The organism is Lelliottia jeotgali (genome assembly GCF_016771845.1).
Classification (GTDB): domain Bacteria; phylum Pseudomonadota; class Gammaproteobacteria; order Enterobacterales; family Enterobacteriaceae; genus Enterobacter; species Enterobacter jeotgali.
Genome location: NZ_JAENMQ010000008.1, coordinates 18015 through 39348, shown reverse-complemented (window position 1 = coordinate 39348; position 21334 = coordinate 18015). Strand labels below are relative to the sequence as shown.

Sequence of the window (21334 nt, the reverse complement as noted above, 5' to 3'; positions counted from 1 at the left end):
AGTTATGCGACTTCCGCGCTCGCGCTGTAGTGCGCTTCGAGATGCACGAAAGTGGACTCCGGGACAATTTCCCGAATGCGGGAAAACTGCTGTGTCTTGAGTAAACGGCGCACTTCCGACGCCGAAATGGCGTTTCCTGTCGCCTTGATGCGCGGCATTTCCACCACCTCAATATCCGAGGCGAGGAGCTGATGCAGCGTCTGGTTGTACTGGCGGGTGATGTCACAAAACGGCTCCGAGCCGATAAAGCGATGGGTGATCCCAAGCGTTGGGGCAATAAAGTCGCGGAAAATCAGCACGTCGATCTCGCTCCACGCCTGCTGAACTTTGCCGGTCTCTTTGAGGAAATAGGACGGAAAAGTGGCGCGGGAGATGATGTACTGCGACCCTTCGTGCACCGAGACATTCGGAAAATGCGCCACGCCCGCACGGACCATTTCCAGACGGTCGCTAAACGGGAAGAACGACGCGTCCTCGCGCACCACGAACAGATGCAGCCAGTCGCACTGCGTCGCCGCCTGCTCCACCAGATGTCGATGCCCGAGGGTGAACGGATTGGCGTTCATTACAATCGCGCCAATTTTTTCCCCACACTTGCGGCTGCGCTGCAGCGAGCGACAGTAACGCTCGATACCCTGCGGGGTATTCTCCAGCAGCACCGCGTTGTTGCCGCTCTGGGCAATCGGCCAGAAACCGCTGCGGGCGAAGCGCTCTTTGTTACACGGGCGGGTGCAGAGAAAGAGGTGAAAATGGCCGCGCGCCAGTGCGGCATTTTCCACTTCGGCCAGCAGACGGGCGCTGAGATTTGCGCCCCTCAGCTTTTCATCAACCGCCACACACTTGATGACATTGGCAGCGAGCCCTGCGCACCCCACTAACTGCGTGCCGGACCAGGCCTCCACAAACAGCGTGATGTCGTTGTCCAGCCCCAGGCCACTGTCCGCCAGCAGATAACGAATCTGGCTTAAGCGTTCCGGGTGTTGCGTGACAATCGTCTGACGAAAGTCGATAGGGAGTTGCGAGTGCATGCCGCCGCCTTAATCAGTGCGCTGCCGCCAGGGCTTGCGCGGGTGCTTCCATAATCACATTGCTCAGATGACCGATGTTTTCGATCTCCACCTCAATGCGATCGCCCTCTTTCATAAACAGCGGCGGATTGCGCTTTTTGCCTACACCACCCGGCGACCCGGTGATGATCACGTCGCCGGGGCTGAGGCGGGTAAAGGTGCTGATGTACTCGATCAGTTCCGCGACCTTGTGGATCATGCTGCTGGTGTTGTCTTCCTGCACCATACGTCCATTAAGCCAGGTGCGGATCGCGAGGCTGTGCGGATCCGGGATTTCATCGGCGGTCGCCATCCACGGGCCAAATGCCCCGGTCTGCCGCCAGTTTTTCCCGGCGGTGAACCAGGTGTGCTGCCAGTCGCGGGCGGAACCGTCCATGTAGCAGCTGTATCCGCCGACGTGGCTCAGGGCATCTTCACGGCGGATGTTCTCGCCCCCTTTACCGATGATCACCGCCAGCTCGCCTTCGTAGTCAAATTCGCAGGAGTGGCGCGGTTTGAGCACCGGTGAGTTGTGCCCGGTCTGGGAATCCGCAAAGCGGACAAACAGCGTCGGGGCCGGGTTGTGCTGGTCAAACTCTTTGCGTTTGTCGGCGTAGTTCATGCCCACGCAGAGGATTTTTTCCGGCTGCTCAATCACCGGCAAAAAGGTGATGGCGCTCATCGGAATATCCACGGCGTCGCTGAGATAACGCGTGGCATCCGCCAGGCCGTTACCCTGCAACAGCGCTTTGAGGTCGCTGTAGCGATCGCCCAGACGGCGACCTAAATCCACGACGCCATCGGCCTGCACGATGCCGTAGCTGCGTTTACCCTGATACAGAAAACTTGCAAGTTTCATTGTTCTTTCCTGAAGACTTAGACGAGGAAGTTGCCCAGAACCAGCAGCGAGACGGAGACATTAATCGCGCCGCCAATTCGGGTAGCAATTTGGGCGAACGGCATCAGGCTCATACGGTTGCCTGCGGTCAAAATCGCCACGTCGCCGGTACCGCCCTGCCCGCTCTGACAGCAGGAGACGATGGCGACATCAATCGGGTGCATACCAATCTTTTTACCGACGAAGAAGCCGGTAGCTACCAGCGCGGAGACGGTGCTGACAATCACCAGCAGATTGCTGACGGTGAAGGCATTGACCAGTTCCTGCCACGGAGTGATCGCCACACCAACGGCAAACAGAATCGGGTAGGTCACGGAGGTCTGGAAGAATTTGTAGACTACCTGCGAACCTTCCAGCAGGCGTGGGGACGCGCCGTTGCAGAGCTTCACCAGCACCGCCACAAACAGCATGCCAACCGGTGCTGGCAGGCCAATCAGCTTGTGACCGAGCATACCCAGCATGTAGAGCAGCACCGCCAGCAGTGCGCCGGAAGCAATCGTGGTGACGTCGGCTTTGCCGGAGAAAGCCGGTTGCGACACGTTAGCGTCGGCATTAGCGCGGTTTGGCATCAGTTGGCCTTCGCCAGTCAGGTGCGGATAGCGTTTGCCCAACTGGTTCAGGCAGCCGGAGATAATAATGGCGGTTAAGCCGCCCAGCATGACCATCGGCAGTACACGACCGAGAGCCACGCCCTGATCCATGTGCAGCAGCGTGGCGTAGCCGATGGAGAGTGGAATTGCCCCTTCGCCGACCCCGCCCGCCATGATCGGCAGAATAATAAAGAAGAAGATCTGGAACGGCTCAAGGCCGAGCGCCATGCCGACGCCCATCCCGACGATCATGCCGACGATTTCGCCGCACAGCATCGGGAAGAAAATGCGCAGGAAGCCCTGAATCAGCACGGTCCGGTTCATGCTCATGATGCTGCCGACAATGATGCAGCAGATGTAGAGATAGAGAATGTTGGTAGATTTGTAGAACTTGGTGGTGGACTCGACCACCACGTCCGGCAGCAGGCCGTAATAGACCATCGCCGACGGAATAAAGGTGGCGCAAATCGCCGCCGCACCGAGTTTGCCGACAATCGGCAGACGTTTGCCGAACTCACCGCAGGCAAAACCGAAGAACGCCAGAGTTGCGACCATCACCACGATATCGCTCGGCAGTTTTCCGCCCAGACAGTCAATGGCGATCAGTGCACCGGCTAATACAAACAGCGGCAGGGGAATGATCCCGACTTTCCAGGTATCCATAATGTGCCACCAGCGCTCTTTAAGCGACGGCCGCTGAAGTTCAATCGGGTCGTGGGTAACAGAGAAAGAATCGTCAGTAGTGCTCATAATTAAGCCTCTTGGTTATTTGTGCGTTAATCCTAGAGTCTCAAAGGCTTACTTTATGTGAGGAAAGGCATATTAAAACCGAAGTTTTAATGGCCTCTATGGTTTTAATGGTTTCTTTTATTTAATGTGATTAACGCCTTATTTATTGCCGTGGTTTTTATGGTTTCTTTTCCAGAACGTACAAACAAATAACATTAATTAAATTAGCATTAAGACAAGCCTGAATTATCTATTTTTGTTTTGCGAGCCGCGCTGTGGAAATGATCACAAGTTTCAGGCAAAGCTCCTGGCAAGCGGAAAAAAGATGATATATTGGCGAAACCCGTTGATACCCTGCGTGATAGTCATGAAAGTGTCGTTTCAGATTAAGCTCTTTATTTCGCTGGTCGCCTTTTTCTCAGTGCTCTTTGCATTACTGGGCGGATATTACTATGCCGACGTCAGCAGACAGCTTTATCAGGAAATGAGCATGCGTGCCAAAATACAGGCGGAAGAGATTGCGCTTATTCCAACCTTGCGCAAAGAGGTTGAAGAAAAGGATATCAAAGCCATTCGTGAATTTATGTTCCAAATAGCAACCCGCAGCGATGCCAGCTTTATTGTGATTGGTGACAATAAAGGTCTGCACCTGTTCCATTCTGCGTTTGCAGACAGGATCGGTAAAACGCTGATCGGCGGGGATAACGAGGAGGTGTTGCACGGCAAAAGCACCACCACCATCCGTAAAGGGGGTTTGGGGATTTCGCTACGCAGCAAAGCGCCGATTTTCAACGACGCGGGAGAAGTGGTGGGGATTGTCTCTGTCGGGTATCTCACCAGCTATCTCGACACCATTACCGTCAGCAAAGTGGTAAACATTTTAATTGCTGCGGTGCTGCTGCTGATCGCCCTGTTTGTCTTCTCGTGGTTTTTCACACGCAGCATTAAGAAGCAGATTTTCTCGCTGGAGCCGCGCGAAATCGGCCTGCTGGTGCGCCAGCAAAAAGCGATGATGGAGTCGATTTACGAAGGGGTAATCGCAATTGATGATAATCACCGGATCGGGGTGATCAACCAGGCAGCGCGTAATCTTCTCGGTTTACCGCAACCTGCACGGGAACTGCGCGGGCAGCCGATTAGCCAGGTAATTACTCCGGTCCCGTTTTTCTCACCTCAAACCATGCTGGTGAAAGATACTCACGATGAGATTTGTCGCTTTAACGATCTGACCGTGATTGCCAGCCGCGTGCGGATAATGCTCGAAGATTCACTTCAGGGATGGGTGATCACCTTCCGCGATCGCAATGAGATAGACTCCCTGAGCGCCCAGTTAAGCCAGGTCAAACGTTACGTCGATAACCTGCGCATCATGCGCCACGAGCAGTTGAATCGAATGACAACGTTGTCGGGGCTGTTGCATATGGGGCGCTACGAAGAAGCAATTGGCTTTATTCAGGCGCAATCAGAACACGCTCAGGAGCTGCTGGACTTTATCTCCTCGCGCTTTAGCTCGCCGACGTTGTGTGGCCTTTTATTAGGTAAAGCCGCGCGAGCACGAGAGAAAGGCGTCGAGTTGAACTTTGATCCCGCCTGTCGGGTGGATAAGCCTTTCGCCTCGCTTCTCGAAGCGGAGCTGATTTCCATCATTGGGAATTTACTGGATAACGGCATTGAAGCCACCCAGCGTGCCCCGCTTCCACATGAGCCGGTAGAAGTGCTGATAAAACTCAACGAACGTGAGCTGATTATTGAAGTGGCGGATCGGGGCGTTGGCATTAAGCCTGAGATCCGCGAGCGGATCTTTGAACGCGGCATCACGACGAAAACGCGTGGCGATCATGGGATAGGCCTGTACCTGATCGACAGTTATGTCACCCAGGCTGGCGGTGCCATAGAGGTTGCCGATAACATGCCTCGGGGCACGATTTTTTCGCTGTTTATTCCCGCCACGGGAACTCCGAAGCGACCTGTTCAGGAACTGGAAGATACTGACTATGCAACATGAACATATCGACGTACTGATCGTTGAAGATGAGAACGAGCTGGCACAACTTCATGCGGAGCTGATCGGTAAACATCCGCGCCTTCGCCTGGTGGGTATCGCCTCTTCTCTTGCCGAGGCACAGACTCTGCTTTCCAGTCTGCAGCCGCAGCTCGTTCTGCTGGATAACTATTTGCCGGACGGTAAAGGCATCACTTTAATTAGCAATCCTTTACTGGTGCATGCCAACTGCTCGGTGATTTTTATTACCGCCGCCAGTGACATGGACACCTGTAGCCTGGCGATTCGTAACGGCGCGTTCGACTACATCCTGAAACCCGTGTCATGGAAGCGGCTCAGCCAGTCGCTGGAGCGCTTCGTGCAATTCGCCGAGCAGCAGCGAGTGTGGAAGATTGTCGATCAGCAGAACGTTGATTCGCTGTATCAGTTGCAGGCCAAAAATTACCGCCAGGATAATGGCAGTAAAGGGATTGAGGAGAACACGCTGGCGCTGGTGCAAACCCTGTTTAACGACCAGGCGGCGCACTGCTTCTCCGTGGATGAGGTGGTGAACGAGACAGGATTGAGCAAAACCACTACCCGGCGCTATCTGGAACACTGCGTGGATGCGGGGTTTTTGAGCGTGGAGATGCTGTACGGGAAGATTGGCCATCCGCGCCGGATGTACCGGCGCAGTGCGGAGTGAAAAAAACCGGGTGGCGGCTGCGTTTTATCCGACAGGCTTTGACGGTTTTAGTAGGCCCGGCAAGCTTGCGCCGCCGGGCAAAAATGCGAGCACATTACTGTAAAACATACCCATACAACCGCTTGATGCCGTCGGCATCTTTCTCGCTATAGACGCCCTGCAATTCTGGTGAGAAGCCGGGCAGCAGATTAACGCCCTCTTCCAGCGCCAGGAAATAACGTTGCACCGCGCCGCCCCAGACTTCTCCCGGCACAACGCACAGCACGCCAGGCGGGTATGGTAGCGCACCTTCAGCAGCGATTCGCCCTTCGGCTTCGCTGATACGCACCAGCTCCACGTCACCGCGAATATAGGCCTGATTCGCATCCTGCGGATTCATCACCACCGCAGGCAAACTCGCTTTGCGGAACATGGCTTTTTGCAGATCTTTCACGTTAAAGCTGACGTACAGATCGTGCATTTCCTGGCACAGGTCGCGAATCGTATAGTCGCGGTAGCGCACCGGGTATTTGTTGAAGATGGTCGGCAACACCTCGGCGAGCGGCGTATCGTCTTCGATATGCTGTTCAAACTGCCCGAGCATCGCCACCAGTTGCGCCAGCTTCTCCGCGCTTTCTGCGGGCGTGAGCAGGAACAGGATCGAGTTCAGGTCGCACTTCTCTGGCACAATGCCATTTTCGCGCAGGTAATGGGCGAGGATCGTCGCGGGAATACCAAATTCCGTGTAATCACCTGTCTCTGCGTCAATCCCCGGCGTAGTCAGCAGCAACTTGCATGGATCGACAAAATACTGCTCGTCGGCGTAACCCTCAAAGCCATGCCACTTCGCGCCCGGCTCAAAACTGAAGAAACGACGCTCGCTGGCAATCGCGTGCGTTGGATGATCCTGCCACGGCCGCCCCGCCACCACTGGCGGAATGAAGGGTTTGATCATCTTACAGTTGGCGATGATCGCTTTCCGCGCTTCGATACCCAGCTCGACACACTCCGCCCACAGCCTGCGCCCGCTCTCCCCTTCATGGATTTTGGCGTTGATATCCAGCGCGGCAAACAACGGATAAAACGGGCTGGTTGAAGCGTGGAGCATAAACGCATTATTCAGGCGCTTATGTGGACAGAACCGGGCCTGGCCGCGAATGTGGTTATCTTTTTTATGGATCTGCGACGTTTGCGAGAACCCGGCCTGCTGCTTATGCACCGATTGGGTCACAAAGATTCCCGGATCGTTCTCGTTCAGTTCCAGTAACAGAGGTGAGCTGTCGGCCATCATCGGGATAAACTGCTCGTAGCCGACCCATGCGGAGTCAAACAGGATGTAGTCGCATAAATGGCCGATCTTGTCGATCACCTGACGGGCGTTGTAGATCGTGCCGTCGTAGGTGCCGAGCTGGATAACTGCCAGTCGGAACGGGCGAGCGTCATGGGCTTTTTCGGGGGCCACTTCGCGGATTTGGTCACGCAGATAGGTATCGTCAAAGCAGTGTTCGTCGATTCCGCCGATGAATCCAAATGGATTGCGCGCGGCTTCCAGATAGATCGGAGTAGCCCCTGCCTGAATCAGCGCCCCGTGGTGGTTGGATTTGTGGTTATTGCGGTCAAAAAGCACCAGATCGCCGCGTGTCAGCAGCGCGTTGGTCACCACTTTATTGGCCGCGGACGTTCCGTTAAGCACAAAGTAAGTTTTATCGGCGTTGAACACTTTTGCCGCAAACTTTTGCGCATCTTTGGCGGAGCCTTCGTGGATCAGTAAATCGCCCAACTTGACGTCAGCGTTACACATATCGGCACGAAAAACGTTCTCGCCAAAGAAGTCGAAGAACTGACGCCCCGCCGGGTGCTTTTTGAAGAAGGCACCGTGCTGATGGCCAGGGCAGGCAAAGGTGCTGTTGTTCATCGCCACATACTGGCTCAGGGTGTCAAAAAAAGGTGGCAGTAAGTTCTCTTCGTAGCGGCAGGCTGCCGCTTCCAGTTCCAGGAACTCTTGCGCTTTGCCGCTTATGACTGCCATGACGCCTTCTGGCGCAGCATCTGTCTCCTGCGAGAAGATAAACACCGGAAGCTGGAACCCTGTGCGTTTCAGTAATGCGAGAATACCGCTGCGGCTTTCGGCCACGGTAATGACGACTGCCGCCACATCCGTAAAATCGGTGTTATCCAGTGTCACCACTTCCCGGTGCGTGGACAGCGTAGAAACCAGCTCATGGCTGACGGCAATTTTTAGTGATTTCATAGGCGTAGAGACCCGTTTCAAGGGGAGAAGAGATCCAGACTGGAGGAGAAAATTCGCGCAATAATGTCACCTTTTATTTTGAGGTGCAAGACAGAAACTTTATGCATTTCTGGCAGCGAAAGCTACCCGCTCTCCGCCTTCATCATGTAATAATAATTCAATATCAATGATTAAATAACAGGAGTGTATTTTGGTTATTGGACCCTTTATTAATGCCGGTGCCGTATTACTGGGTGGCGTGCTTGGTGCGGTGTTAAGCCAAAGATTACCTGAACGTATTCGCTCTTCTATGCCGTCGATCTTTGGGCTTGCGTCGCTGGGCATCGGTATTTTGCTGGTTATCAAGTGCGCCAATTTACCGGTGATGGTACTGGCGACACTCCTTGGCGCGCTCATTGGCGAATTTTGCTATCTGGAGAAAGGGATAAACGCGGCGGTGAGCAAAGCCAAAAACCTTATCTCTCGCCCCGGAAAAACCGCAAGCGGAGCGCAAGAGACGTTTATTCAGAACTATGTGGCAATCATTATTCTGTTTTGCGCCAGCGGCACGGGGATTTTTGGATCGATGCAGGAAGGGATGACCGGCGACCCCAGCATTCTGATTGCCAAGGCGTTTCTTGATTTCTTCACCGCCACCATCTTCGCTACCACGCTCGGGATTGCCGTCGCCGCAATTTGCGTGCCGATGCTGATGATTCAGCTGGCGCTAGCGACCTGTGCCACACTGATTCTCCCGTTAACAACACCCGCGATGATGGCCGACTTCACCGCCGTGGGCGGCCTTTTGCTGCTGGCAACGGGTCTTCGAATCTGCGGGATAAAGATGTTTGCGGTGGTGAATATGCTGCCTGCGCTGGTGCTCGCCATGCCTCTCTCAGCCCTGTGGACGCACTTTTTCGCCTAAGTTGTCAGCGAAATGGTGGCAGAGTGTGCAGTCGGTAGCGAAAACGATAAATTTCGTTGACGACGGAAGTACGATCGGGTTTAATGCGCCCCGTTGCCCGGATAGCTCAGTCGGTAGAGCAGGGGATTGAAAATCCCCGTGTCCTTGGTTCGATTCCGAGTCCGGGCACCACTATTTAAAGAACCCGCCCTAGAGGCGGGTTTTTGCTTTTGGGGTTTTGACATACTTAAGACCTGTCCTAGCCCTGGCCTCAACCTCCTCGATTGAATTAAATCCGATTTACGCAAATCTGCAAACGAAATGCCAATAATATAGATACCATCTAAAATCATTCCACTTAAATGCATTGAGCAAATGAATGTATTTATTCCATTTTGCCAACGACAGACGCAGGTATATAATCAACACAACACATAAAACACCAGCGGAATAATATAATTATCATTCAGGGAGCGAATCATGAATTTCAGGTCAATAGTATTGTTATATATTTCAGCACTTTTACTCACGGGATGCGCAGTACACTCCCCTATTGATGCAAAAAAAACAGGTGCGTCAGGCTCGGAGAGTAACGTCAGTAAAAATGCTTCTTTCCAATTAACGGATAAAGATATTTTTGGCAACGAAACCACACTGGCAGTGACTGAAGAGGATATTCAGGCAGCACTCGAAGAAGACGAATTCCATGTGCCCTTAAATTCAAAAATCATTCTGGTACAATCCGGTAGTCGCGCACCCGAGACGCTTATGCAGCAGGAGATGAGTCAGTATTATTCCGTGGCAACGTTCTCAGGCATACCTGACCGACAGAAAGTGATTTCCTGTAACAAAGAAAAAGATGAAAACAATGAAATTGTCGTCGCAGAGAATATGAACTGGATGCAGGCTCTGCGCTACGTGGCGGCAAAGGGCCATCAGAAAGTAATTATCATTTATCAGGATTTACTGCAGTCGGGTAAATATGACGCCACCAGCAAAACCACGATCTGGTCAGACTATAAAAATGAAAAGGTAACGAACACAGCCTCACTGCGTTACCTGGTGCGATTCACCCTTGTGGACGTGGCAACGGGCGATTGGGCAGCCTGGTCACCAGTGAACTACGAATATAAAGTGATGTCACCTCTTACGGATAAAAAAGTCAGTACGGATACTATCGACCAGCAAATAACCCAGCTTAAGAAAAACACCTATTCTGCTATGGTTAAGGATCTGGCGAATAGGTACAGGTAAATACGTTTTTCCTATCGCCAGTAATTTAAACTCTCACAAAAAATTGGACATATCTCCTCCGCGTCACAAAATGACGCGGGGGGATTTAGTTATGTAAGATGATTTACACCCTCACACCACACCTCTACGCCTCATCTCTTTAATTATTATTTAGAAAATTCGCTCTTCCCACAAACTGTATGCACTGGTTCCTGCGATGCAGTGCTCTTGGGTAATGCTTTCATAGGTGAACGATATTGTTTCTTCCGGCTGTCCTTGGCTGTTGGTGATCGTATGAGGCACATCAGTATGAATACTCGAAATACGAGCCTTAATCAGCTTCACTTTATAATAGAGTTCATTAATACCAAAACGGTTGGTTCGATAGTACTCAAAATCGCAGGTCAGGCATTCATTTTCAGTAATAGATTTACTCAATAAAGGGGAAGATTTATCCACGGGTTTATGAATGCTCAGGGTCAGATGGTTAACATTCTGTGACCTTGTTAAACCATGGCTCAAAGCCAACACCATAATCTGATCCGTATGCGCAATCTGCGCTTTATTACCAATAGAGTCCTGCGATGAACAGCCTGCCGAAATCAGTCCCTGCAGGTCACCGTTTAGTGTGAGATAAACAAGATTTGCCATAATAAACTCCTCCGGCCAGGGTTATTCCCCGGCACCCGTATTAGTCGTCGCCGCTTCCGGCAGGGAATGGGTTTTCAGCAACAGCCAGCGGCTTAATATTCCATCAAGCCGCTCGTTGATTTGTTTTTCCAGCGTGTCGGTATTCTGGCCCTGCGCCTGCGCGTCCTGGTATTGCGTTAACAGGGATTCCAGTGGGGTTTCTTGGCCTAGCCCTCGCTCCGCCTGCCAGACCACGTTTTTGATATACGAAAGTGTCAGCCCCTCTTTTTCACGTCTCATTACCAGATCGGCAAAAGCGCGTAGATCCTGCCGCGTCTGCAACCAGCCCCTGAGCTGCGGGCTGTTTTGCGCGCGGGTTTTTAGCGTCTCATTCCACCTGGCAGTCGCCTGCTGCTGTTGCTGGCTTTCAGGCCATCGGCTGTCTGCGGTACGCACGATTTGCATCCCGATCTCCAGCGGCTGTAGCGAGGAAGAACCAAGCAGTTGCTCAAGTCTGCGTTGATAACTATCCAGTTCTGGCGAGGCCAGCCAGACCGTCGCCGCCCCCGGCACGCTGTCATTGACCTGTGCGAGCATCTGCTGAGTGGGGTATACCTGCCACCACCAGAGTGCAGCAGCAATCGCGACGCTACTGACCATACCCGCGATAAAGCCTTTGAAGGTACTGCCCTCTTTCACGCGCTTGCCGCCTGTCAGTCCGCGCACCTGCACCTTCATTTCAGGTAGGTCGGGCAGCGGGGGAATGACCTCTGCCGTGGATGGCGCACTCTCGGGGGCATAAACCAGCGTTCTGACGGGGTTTTGTCCTGCTGTCTCTGCACTCTGCCTGAGTTGTGGCTCGAACTTTTTGCGCGTGTTCTGCACAAAATACAGAAGGTTTTCCACGCGCGGTTGCCGTTTGAGTTCCACCTGCTGAAGTTTGTCGCAAATAAGCTGCAATGCACGTTCGGTGCGGTATAGCAGCGACAGGTCAGATTCCGAAAAGGCGATTTGCTGACGCAGAATAGTGCCGGTGCGAATATTGAGCCAGTCCAGCATCTCGGTGCGTGCCGGGCCGCTTTGCGGCCAGAAGGTCTCCCACTCATGGCTGATCATCGCCGCCAGCAGCTCGGCGCCTTCGCAGAAGCCTGCCAGGCCCTGCGAGCGGGTCCGGGCCAGGGTGTAGTAAGTTGCGGTATGCAGATCCACCCCGTTGGTTTTAAAGATCGTCAACGCCAGCGACTCCACCAGCTTCCAGTTCAGCTCCGGCTGCGACGGATGGTTGGCCTTATTAATCTCCTCCCGAATGGCGCTGAACTCCGGCAGATCCCGCGGATCGCTGCCGGTCATGATGGTCTGTGTCAGTGCGTGATTACTACTCATCCCTGCCTCCTCAGTACAGCGTGTCCGGCAGCCGGAACTGGCTGAAAAGCCCACCGGCAAACGGGTTGTCTTCCATATCGGTATGCACCCGGTAAACCATCGCGCCGCCGTCGACGTTGAAACGTACGCTGAATGTGCCGTCCTGAACGCCGGTTAACTGCCCCGCTCCCAGTAGCCTGAACTGCGCCCACGGTCCACTGAAGCTGATACTGCGCGGCGAGCTTCCACTCGTGCCAATTAGCGTCAGCTTGCTTTCATTCCCTTCGCGCATATTGTTTGGCCATACCAGGTGCGCGGTATAGTTGCGCCCCTGACTGTAGTCGACTAACTGGCCGTCAAGATTAAGCACGCTGCGGCGTTTATTGCCCGAAAGCGATACGGTTTCTACCGCAAACTGTGCTTCTAACCCGTTCTGTTTGGTGAAGAAAATGTCGCGAATTTTCTGCGCGGCCTCCAGTTGTTGGCGGATGTCCTCGCGAATGATGACCGCATTATCGCCGTCCTCAAGGCTGAGATCGTTTTCCATAAATAGGCGCAGGTTCTGCTGATAAAACGTATCCAGCACCCCATCAGGTTTAAAGAAACGTTCAAACGCATCCAGCGATGCATCCTGCTTCGAGCGAGGATCAAACGGATAGCCGTTCGCCAGTTGCTCGTTAAAGGGTTTCACCACGCTGTCACGCCAGTCCACTTCCATATAGTGAACAGCTTCCACCATCACCACATGCCAGGCCTGGTCGGCGAGTTTACCCACCCAGCGGTTGAGCGGTGCAGGTAGGGTTTTCGCCATCTGACGAGTGGCAAAAATCGGGTCACTGCTGTTCTGATCCAGCCTGAGCTGTACCGCTTTCAGAGCCGATTTCCCAGGCACCGGTGCATTTTGTATCGCCAGCAAATAACGATGTAACTCGGTTAACTGCTGATACACCGCCTGCATCGTGTTTTCTTTCTCTTTTTGCACGGTCAATGCACTGTTTTCAGACGCAAATTCATGCCCCAGCCGGGTCAGTAGGCGGTAATCCGGCTCAGCCAAGGCCTCTTCGCGCTCCGAATCTGAGAGCTTTTCCGACAATACGATGGGCTGGGTGTTGTCACGCAGAGCGGTTAACGCCCGCTGGAGCGGCTGGTCGCCGCTAATCACTTGCTCAAGCGCGCCGGTCAACTCCGCTATGGACTCATAATCACGCACATTGAGATTGTCCATCGCGACTCGCCAGGTCGCGGTGTAATCGCTGAGATATTGTTCGGTAAGCTGGCGCTGGATTTCTGTACGGTCAGCATCGCTGTACTTCACGCTTCGGGTAAGGTTCAGCACCCAGCTGTCCATTGCGGTGAGTTCCACGAGTTCATCCCGCTGTTTCACAAAGTAGCTTTGCAGGCCATAGCGAGTGAGGAACTGAGGGACAACCAGTTTGTCATCTTCAGCAGAGGTAAAAACCCGCTCAAAGCTTGGACCAACCTGATCGCGCAGGTTCAGGTCGGCAGGTAATACTCCCAAGGCCCGCGTTTTCAGGCTCTGATAAACGCGCTGGTAGACCGGCAATTTACTGAGTTCTTTCTGAGCGGCAATCACCGGGCTGTCGTAAGGCATCCAGCGGCTGATGGCATCGCCGTCGCCCTCCTCGCGCTCTGCGTGCCAGTTCGTGTGCGCCAGCGCGTAATCAAGATGGGACATCAACTGTGCCTGGAGATCACGCTGGCCGTGGAATTTTTCACTCCAGCGCGTCGCCATGTACTGCTTCACCACTTCGTTATTGCGCCCGCTTTTGTCTTCGAGCATGCGAATCACGCGCAAGATAACGAGTTTTTCCTCGCTCTCCGGCGGCGCCGCATTCATATCCTTCATCAGCCCGTTGAGTAAGGACGGCAGATACCGCTGCTCCAGCAGTTGCAGGTAAGTTTGTTCAACATACGGTCCGATGCGTCTGCCCTGGTACAGCCCCAGATCGGCCAGACGGCTGCGGTCGCCCCAGTCGCCGTAGGCCAGAGTGGCTTCGCGGACCGGGTTCAGCAGTGGCAACTGCAGATTGCCGTACTCATCCATGCCCTTCGGTGCCTGAACTGCCATAAAGGCGTTTGCCTGCTTCAACACCTGAATGCCCGACGCATAGTTGTCATTGTAATAATGGTGCCATCCGACGGTCAGCAGCACGACGACCATACCCGACGCAACCGAGAACACCGTCATACGACGGCGGGCGTTAGTCAGCCAGGAATAGCTCTCGCCCGCCAGGTTAGGCTCTGCGAGCAGCACCTGCGGAAACAGGTTACGCGTAAAATAGGGAGCCATATCCACCAGCGGCCAGGCAGCCAGCGGGCTGCTGCCAAGCCCATACTGACGGGCTGCAGACTGCATAAAAATGTCATCAATCTGGCCGCGCTGCAGCGATGACGTGAGATAGACGCCGCGAAGCATGACATCCATGTTTTCGCCATCCAGCAGGCCGTTAAGCATAGCCACCAGCGGCTCCCGGCTGCCCTGCATCTGACGGGCGAAACTGAACAGAGCACTGCGAGTGTGGTTCTGCGCCAGCATCAGGTCGGGCAGAGCATGATTGAGTTGCTCGCTCCATGTCTGCCAGAAACTGTTCAGCTCGCCGCGCCAGCCATCATTCTCATGGGCGCGACGGGTGAAGGTGACGCCAAGAATGGCGTCACGCCCCTGCTTATCCAGCGACTGAAATAACGCGGAAAATCCGTGCAATAAATCGAGTCGGGTCAGCACTACGTAGACGGGTAATTGGCAGTGAAGATGCTGGCGCACGTCCTGTAAACGGCTGCGCAGCATCTGTAGCAGGTACTCGCGGCGGCGTTTATCAGCCGTCAAAAGATCGGGAAAATCCAGAGTCAGGATGAGACCATTCAGTGGCTGGCGGGCGCGTTTCTGCACCAGCCACTCCAGCAGATGCTCCCACAGGCGACGATGCAGAATGTCCACTTCAGGCTGTTCGCACAGTGCGCCGCTGATATCAAAAATCACCGCCTGTTTTCCGACGTGGGGGGTGAGATACAGCCGGTGCTCGGCTCCTCGCACCGTTTCTGGGGTATAAATAATATCCGACGGAAATCCTTCACGCAGCAGCGCGGTTTTCCCACTGCCCTCCGGGCCGATAACCATATACCAGGGCAATTGCCATAGGTAACGACGGCTGTCGAGATGCCGTTGCAGACGCAGCAGCCAGCGGTCAAGGTAACGCTGCTGCGCATTGAGTTCGATGCTGAGAGGATCTTGCGTCTCCTCACGTTGCAGCTTCTGCTGCCGCTCAAGCTGTTGCAGACGCTTCATTACTCTGACGGTGAGCCATGCGAGGGCAATAATTCCCCACACGGCCGTAGCCAGCCAGCGACGGGTCAGCGGCTGTAGCCAGTGCTCTTCGTAAAGCGTCCACGTCGGGCCTTTCCACCAGATCCATACCAGCAGAAAAATCCACGCCAGTACCAGCAACCAGAAAGCGGAAACCTTAAAACGGGGCATAGCCGGCCTGAGGACAGATTTGAGTCCGCTGAAGAGTCGGGGTGTCGGTAATCTCACAAAAGCTCCTGTTCTATCTTACTGTTCTGCCATGAATTTATGTTCAAGCTGCGCCAGCAGGGAGGGTTCCCAGTCTGCAAGCATCATTCGTGAGCCCGTAGTGAAAAGCATCCGGTACTGTTGCTGAGCCAGTTTTTCCATTCCGGCCTCTTCCATAAGCTGTGCGCCAGAATACTGGCGGTAGAAGCGCTCGCGGGGCGTGCCTTCAGGCAACGAATCCAGATAGTGCAGCGCCGCTTCCAGCCCCTGCCCGGCAAAGCATGCCTGGGCCGCCTGCAACTCTTCGCCGCTCTGCGCAACACCACTGACAGGCGTGGAGGCCAACCACTGTTTTGTCTGATCGCTGATAAACGGCGTTCGGTCGTTGAAAAGCAGGCTGGAAAGCAGAGGCAGACGCGCGTGAAAGCGAATGACTTCATCGCGAATAGCCTCTGCCACAGCGCTATAGCCCAGATGCCGCGCAATCTGCGCTGAAAGGTAATGACCGTCAATCCAGTACGGCGCCAGCAACAGGCTGTTTTCGACCTGCTCCCAGAGCGCCAGGTCTGCGCTGGTAAGCCGGGCCTGATATTCGGCAACCCTGTCCACCGACACGGCGGCCAGCGAAGTACGCCCGTCACTTTCGGCCTGCGGCGTAGCGGTAATGGTCTGCCAGAGGGCATGGCGGCGCAGACAAAAACCCAGAGGGGAATCGGGTTCACGCTCACAGAGGATCGCGGCGACATTCAGCTGTGAATCGCGCCAGGCAATATCATCATGGCTGTCGACAATCACCTTCGGAGCCAGAGTGATGGCAGAGTTTTTTACTGCTGGGAGGGGTTGCGCGATGTCGTGCAAGGGAACGACGTCCGCCGAAGCTGACGACGCCGCGTCACGGAATTCCCGCTGATACAATGCAAACAGGTCGTCGGTGGCTTGCGCCAGTTCCGGGAGGTTGTGCGCCTGCCAGCACTGGGCCAGTGTTGCCAGTTCCCCCAGTAAGGCCTCGCGCTGCGCAGTATCCGCGCACTGTGCAAACCCGGCGATCCCCACTTCAAAGCGTTTGAGCACCTGTCCGGCAAAGCGTTTTTTATGTGCTACATTCTGCGGAGCAGCCACCGCCCAGTAATGTTCTACATAGAGCGACAGCAGACGCACCGCCAGCTGCGGATTACCCGCATGCTGCAAAGTCCTGAGCAGATGCGCCAGCAGGCGAAAATCTTTGCTCTCGGATGCCAGAAGGATCAGCCCGCGGCGCTGAATTTCCGCGATATCCAACTGGCCGTGGGCCAGTGAGCCCAGTTTGACGATTTCGCCGTCGATATACTCCCAGTCCGGGCTGTCGTCTTTCAGGGATGAAGCGCTTTTTTCTTCCGGCAGTGTTTCCAGCAGATGTGAAATCCAGGTATCCGGGTTGCGTAAATCCAGAGACATCAAAAATCCCCCGCCCAGTGGCAGGCATCACGGAGCGGATCGATGGCCCGTGCCAGCCCGCTAATATCAAAGGTCAGCTTTCCGGCAACACTGTCTGATCCGGTATCTACCGTTAGCGTTTTGGCCCCGAAAAGTTGCTTAATTTCGCCAATACCCGAAAGCCCACGGCTGGATTCCAGCAGCACACCGTTCTCGCGGACAAACCAGCGACTGTTGAAGGTTCTGTCATCCGCATTCAGCGTGACAGCGATATCGTGAGCGTCCAGCGGATGCGTCAGCGCCACCTGCATCCTTGTGATGTTGTCCATACAACTGAACATCAGCACCGGGCGCGGCGGGACACTGCCAATAGCCGGCGTGGTGATAACGACAGTCGGATGATCGCCAGGCGTCTGCACCACCATCAGGGCTGTGGTATTCCCCTCACGGCGCTTTTCCTGTTCTATAGCCAGAGTCCAGGCTTCGCCCTGATAGCGAGCTTTAACCAGCGCTCCATCAAAACTTCCGGATGATGCTGGCGCCAGCAGATGGTCGTAGCAGTCGAGACGCTCCAGCGCGGCAGATTTCAGGCGGCAGGATTGCATCGCCTGCAGGGTATCGGAAGCTGGGGGGGTGTCTGCGAGTGCAAAGCCCGCAGATAAACCGGACATCAGCAGACCGGTATGCCAGAAAAAACGCATCCAGCTCATGAAACGGCACCGTCTTCTTGTTCGGCAGCATCTTCAACACAGGTCGTAAACGCGCCCTCTGCGGCGGACAGGCGGATTCGGGCCACCTCTGTGTTTGACGCCATTTTCTGCAACAGCAGCAGCGAGAGCGGCGGCAGCATCTCACCGTCAATGACCGACTCCAGCATCCTGGCCCCATTCTCAGCGCGGGTGACACGTCGCATAATTTCATCGGTGACGTCAGGTTCAATAATGACCTCAGCACCGAAGCGGCTGCGCAGCACAGCATCAAGTCGCGCCAGTTTCCCGGCGATGATGATGGCAAGGGTCTCCTGCGACAGCGGCAAATACGGCACCACTTCCATGCGCGCCAGCAGCGCTGGTTTAAAGAAATCAGCCAGGATCGGGTACAGCATCTCCTGCATCAATGCCGGATGATCTGCGTGTTCGACAATGACCTGATAGCCCAGGTTAGAAGTGAGAAAGAAGACAATATTTTTGCAGTCAATCAGCCGCCCCTCGCCGTCCGCCATCTCTCCCTTGTCAAAGGCCTGGTAGAACAGATTCAGCACGTCCGGATGCGCTTTTTCCACTTCATCAAGCAGCACAACCGAGTAAGGTTTCTGACGGATAGCCTCGGTTAAAGCGCCGCCTTCACCGTAGCCGACATAGCCCGGAGGCGAGCCAATCAGTCTTGATACGGTGTGTTTTTCCTGGAACTCGGACATATTGATGGTGGTGAGATACTGACGCCCCCCGTAGAGCAACTCCGTCAGTTGCAGTACGGTTTCGGTTTTACCGACGCCGCTCGGTCCTGCCAGCAGGAAAGCTCCCTGCGGCCTGCCTGGTCGGCGCAAATCAGCGCGAGCGGTGAGCAGGTGCTTATGCAGACTGGCAATCGCCAGCTCCTGGCCTTTGATGGTCTCACCCAGCCACAGGGGCAAATCGGTAATCACTGACAGCTCATTCTGCGACAGGCGATTGAGCGGCACACCGGTCCACTCGGCAATCACCGCCGCAATCTGTTTTTTATCGACGTGCGGAGAAACCAACAGCTGGTCGTGATGCAATGCGTCCAGTTCCGCCGTCAATTGCTTCAGGCGCTCTGTGGGAGAATGGTTTTTTTGCCCTTCACTCAGCAACTGCTGGCGCAGCGCGATAATCTCCTGTACTAACGCCTGCTGCTGGTGCCAGGCCTCTTCCAGCGTCCGCAGCTCCTGCTGCACCGTCTCGTACTGAGTGTGAATCTCATCGAGCCGCGCCGTATCCGTGCGCAACCCGATGCGTATCTCGCGCTCAAGCTGGCGGATTTCCGCATCACACTGATGACACTGGGTCGTCAGCGCTGAAATCTTTTTTGGGGGTGAGGAAAGATTAATCGCTACCCGCGCGCAGGCGGTATCCAGAACGTCGATAGCTTTATCCGGCAGCTGACGCCCGGAGAGATAACGCTCGCTCAGGGATGCTGCTGCCTGTAGTGCTTCATCGTCAATCAGCACACCGTGCGACTGCTCATACACCGCAGACAGACCGCGCAGAATAATGGTGGCCTCCGCCGCGTTGGGTTCGCTGACCTTTACCAGCTGGAACCGGCGCGACAGTGCGGCGTCTTTCTCAAAGTACTTTTTGTACTCGCTCCAGGTGGTCGCGGCGATGGTTTTAAGCTCGCCCCGCGCCAGCGCTGGCTTGAGAAGGTTCGAAATATCCAGTCCCCCCTGCTGATTGCCTGCACCTATCAGCGTGTGGGCTTCATCAATAAACAGAATGACCGGCACGGGCGATGAAATGACTTCCGCCATCACCCCTTTAAACCGTTTTTCAAACTCGCCCTTGACCGAGGCTCCAGCCTGCAATGCACCTAAATCCAGGGTCATGATGTGAGTGTTTTTCAGCTTGTCCGGCACTCGTTCGGCCACGATACGCAGCGCCAGCCCTTCGATTAATGCGCTTTTGCCGACCCCCGCCTCCCCCACGACTACCGGATTGTTTTTGCGGCGGCGACAGAGAATATCGATCATCAGATCGATTTCGCGGTCGCGGCACAGCACCGGGTCAAGACGTCCCTGCCGGGCATCTTCAGTCATGTTTTTTGCATAACAAGCCAGCAGGCTGTTGCCATAGTCAGCCGTGGCAAGGACACTTTTTCCGTCTGCATCATGCATGACGGTTTCTGCCGAATCCCGCGTCCACTGCGCAAAATCCTGCTTCAGGCGGTCGCGGTTAATCCCGGTCAGAAGACGCGCGGCGGCGGGCGGCAGGTAACGCAGCGGTGAATGCAGCAGGGCCAGCAGCATCACGCCACCGCGCAGCTCCGTCATCTGCATTTCCGTTGAGGCCAGCAGCCACGCCTCTTTCAGCCACTCCGCCAGCATGGGGGAGAACGCCGGATAACTATCAGCAGAGCGCGACGTGGCATAGTTTTCTACCGTTAGTACCTGGCGCAGTTTGCCCATATCAAGGTCGGCCTGATCTGCAATGACCCGCAGATCGCTGCGTATCGATGCCAGCATATGCAGAAGCACATGCGCCACGGTGATTTCCGCTGCCTGTTGGGCCATACACTCCGCAGCAGCGGCTTCCAGCGCCTGCCGGGAAAACAGGTTCAGCCGCTTGACCAGCACGGGAAGATCAATCTGGATCATAAACGTCCTTATCGCAGTAATTTATTCAACTGATGCAGAATGTCCTGCGTCTGGCTGTCCAGGCGCAGCAGATAAAAGAGATAAAACAGCGCTAACACGATCACGCCGCCGAAAAATACATGCTTGATGGTCAGGCGATTTATTAAGTGGTAACGCCCGCCTTTCGTTTTTTTGTCCTGATGCAGAAGAGGAAAAGGCGCATCACCGCGCAGCTGGTGCAGTACGTGGTACAGACGACGGTAGATCTGCTCAAATTCGTTCTGATTCGGGACCGAAACCTTGTAGCGCCCGCGAAAGCCGAGGGAGAAACAGAGGTACAAAAATTCGAGTAAATCCTGGTAACGTTTCGGCTCACGCATCAGGCGTTCGAGCAGAATGAACACCTTCTCACCGCCCCAGGCTTCATTGTGGAAATGCACCAGTAAGGACTGTTTGATCCACTCGTTTTTATTCGACCACCCGTTGCCAAGCGCTGCCTCATCGATAAAAGTACAGAGGACATAGCGGAAGGAGACAATCACGCCTGGCTCGTAACCCTGCTCCTGAAGCAGTTGCTCCACGGCCTGCACATCCGTGACGACTCTGGAAAACAGATGTTCAGGCATTGACTGGCTGTTCATCACCGCCACGCGCATGACCATCCCTAACAGCGGCGTTGCGGCATCGATCATCGGGTTGAGGCTGCCACCGCGCAGGGCAAGCCGGTACTCGCGGCGGGACGTTTCACCTGCGGTTTCATCAGAAAAGTTGCCCGGAGGATTCATCGCCGA

15 protein-coding genes and 1 tRNA gene are annotated in these 21334 nt (G+C 54.7%); 5 read left to right on the top strand and 11 right to left on the bottom strand.

The features are described 5' to 3' along the window. Positions 1–2: 2 nt before the first annotated feature. From citC to JBO43_RS15095, 3 genes are read right to left on the bottom strand one after another with little or no spacing between them, the layout of a single operon-like run. The gene (gene citC / locus JBO43_RS15105; protein ID WP_202674645.1) at positions 3–1028 is read right to left on the bottom strand and encodes a [citrate (pro-3S)-lyase] ligase; all 1026 of its coding nucleotides are present in this window, start codon (positions 1026–1028) and stop codon (positions 3–5) included. A gap of 13 nt (positions 1029–1041) precedes the next feature. Continuing rightward, positions 1042–1905: a fumarylacetoacetate hydrolase family protein gene (locus tag JBO43_RS15100; protein ID WP_202674644.1), complete on the bottom strand. Its 864-nt coding sequence runs from the start codon at positions 1903–1905 to the stop codon at positions 1042–1044. A gap of 17 nt (positions 1906–1922) precedes the next feature. Continuing rightward, positions 1923–3284, bottom strand: a complete 1362-nt coding sequence (locus JBO43_RS15095; protein WP_095283318.1) for a 2-hydroxycarboxylate transporter family protein — start codon at positions 3282–3284, stop codon at positions 1923–1925. 346 nt (positions 3285–3630) lie between these two features. On the opposite strand from JBO43_RS15095, the gene JBO43_RS15090 reads away from it, so the two are divergent. Both JBO43_RS15090 and JBO43_RS15085 read left to right on the top strand, forming a co-directional pair. Beyond that, positions 3631–5268, top strand: coding sequence for an ATP-binding protein (locus JBO43_RS15090; RefSeq protein ID WP_202674643.1), 1638 nt, complete (start codon positions 3631–3633; stop codon positions 5266–5268). Continuing rightward, positions 5258–5950: a response regulator gene (locus JBO43_RS15085; protein WP_095283320.1), complete on the top strand. Its 693-nt coding sequence runs from the start codon at positions 5258–5260 to the stop codon at positions 5948–5950. Before JBO43_RS15090 ends, JBO43_RS15085 begins: the two co-directional genes overlap by 11 nt. Positions 5951–6044: 94 nt before the next feature. Here JBO43_RS15085 and JBO43_RS15080 read toward each other — a convergent pair whose 3' ends face one another. Continuing rightward, positions 6045–8180 carry an ornithine decarboxylase gene (locus tag JBO43_RS15080; protein ID WP_202674642.1) on the bottom strand — a complete coding sequence of 712 codons (2136 nt, stop codon included), beginning with the start codon at positions 8178–8180 and terminating at the stop codon, positions 6045–6047. 190 nt (positions 8181–8370) lie between these two features. Between JBO43_RS15080 and JBO43_RS15075 the strand changes: the two genes are divergently transcribed. From JBO43_RS15075 to JBO43_RS15065, 3 genes are all read left to right on the top strand, one after another. Continuing rightward, on the top strand, positions 8371–9084 hold the full coding sequence (locus tag JBO43_RS15075; protein WP_174349012.1) for a DUF554 domain-containing protein: 714 nt from the start codon (positions 8371–8373) through the stop codon (positions 9082–9084). 95 nt (positions 9085–9179) lie between these two features. Beyond that, positions 9180–9255, top strand: a tRNA-Phe gene (locus tag JBO43_RS15070). Between the two features lie 288 nt (positions 9256–9543). Further along, positions 9544–10317, top strand: a complete 774-nt coding sequence (locus tag JBO43_RS15065; protein ID WP_202674641.1) for a lipoprotein YafT — start codon at positions 9544–9546, stop codon at positions 10315–10317. A gap of 150 nt (positions 10318–10467) precedes the next feature. Here JBO43_RS15065 and JBO43_RS15060 read toward each other — a convergent pair whose 3' ends face one another. The 7 genes from JBO43_RS15060 to icmH all read right to left on the bottom strand — a co-directional run bounded on the left by JBO43_RS15060 (position 10468) and on the right by icmH (position 21328). Continuing rightward, entirely contained in the window at positions 10468–10947 is a 480-nt protein-coding gene (locus JBO43_RS15060) for an Hcp family type VI secretion system effector (protein ID WP_103948140.1), read from the bottom strand. Positions 10948–10968: 21 nt separating this feature from the next. Further along, a complete protein-coding gene (locus tag JBO43_RS15055; protein WP_202674640.1) occupies positions 10969–12309 on the bottom strand; it encodes a VasL domain-containing protein in 1341 nt (446 codons plus the stop codon). A 10-nt stretch (positions 12310–12319) separates the two neighbouring features. Then, on the bottom strand, positions 12320–15784 hold the full coding sequence (tssM, locus tag JBO43_RS15050) for a type VI secretion system membrane subunit TssM (protein WP_202674639.1): 3465 nt from the start codon (positions 15782–15784) through the stop codon (positions 12320–12322). 75 nt (positions 15785–15859) lie between these two features. Further along, positions 15860–17254: a type VI secretion system protein TssA gene (gene tssA, locus JBO43_RS15045; protein ID WP_202674638.1), complete on the bottom strand. Its 1395-nt coding sequence runs from the start codon at positions 17252–17254 to the stop codon at positions 15860–15862. Further along, positions 17254–17943 (bottom strand): type VI secretion system-associated protein VasI, encoded by a 690-nt coding sequence (vasI, locus tag JBO43_RS15040; protein WP_202674637.1) that lies wholly within the window; start codon positions 17941–17943, stop codon positions 17254–17256. The genes tssA and vasI overlap by 1 nt, the downstream gene beginning before the upstream one ends. After that, a complete protein-coding gene (gene tssH / locus JBO43_RS15035) occupies positions 17940–20564 on the bottom strand; it encodes a type VI secretion system ATPase TssH (protein ID WP_202674636.1) in 2625 nt (874 codons plus the stop codon). Before tssH ends, vasI begins: the two co-directional genes overlap by 4 nt. Before the next feature lie 8 nt (positions 20565–20572). Continuing rightward, positions 20573–21328 carry a type IVB secretion system protein IcmH/DotU gene (gene icmH, locus JBO43_RS15030; protein ID WP_202674695.1) on the bottom strand — a complete coding sequence of 252 codons (756 nt, stop codon included), beginning with the start codon at positions 21326–21328 and terminating at the stop codon, positions 20573–20575. Positions 21329–21334: the final 6 nt, after the last annotated feature.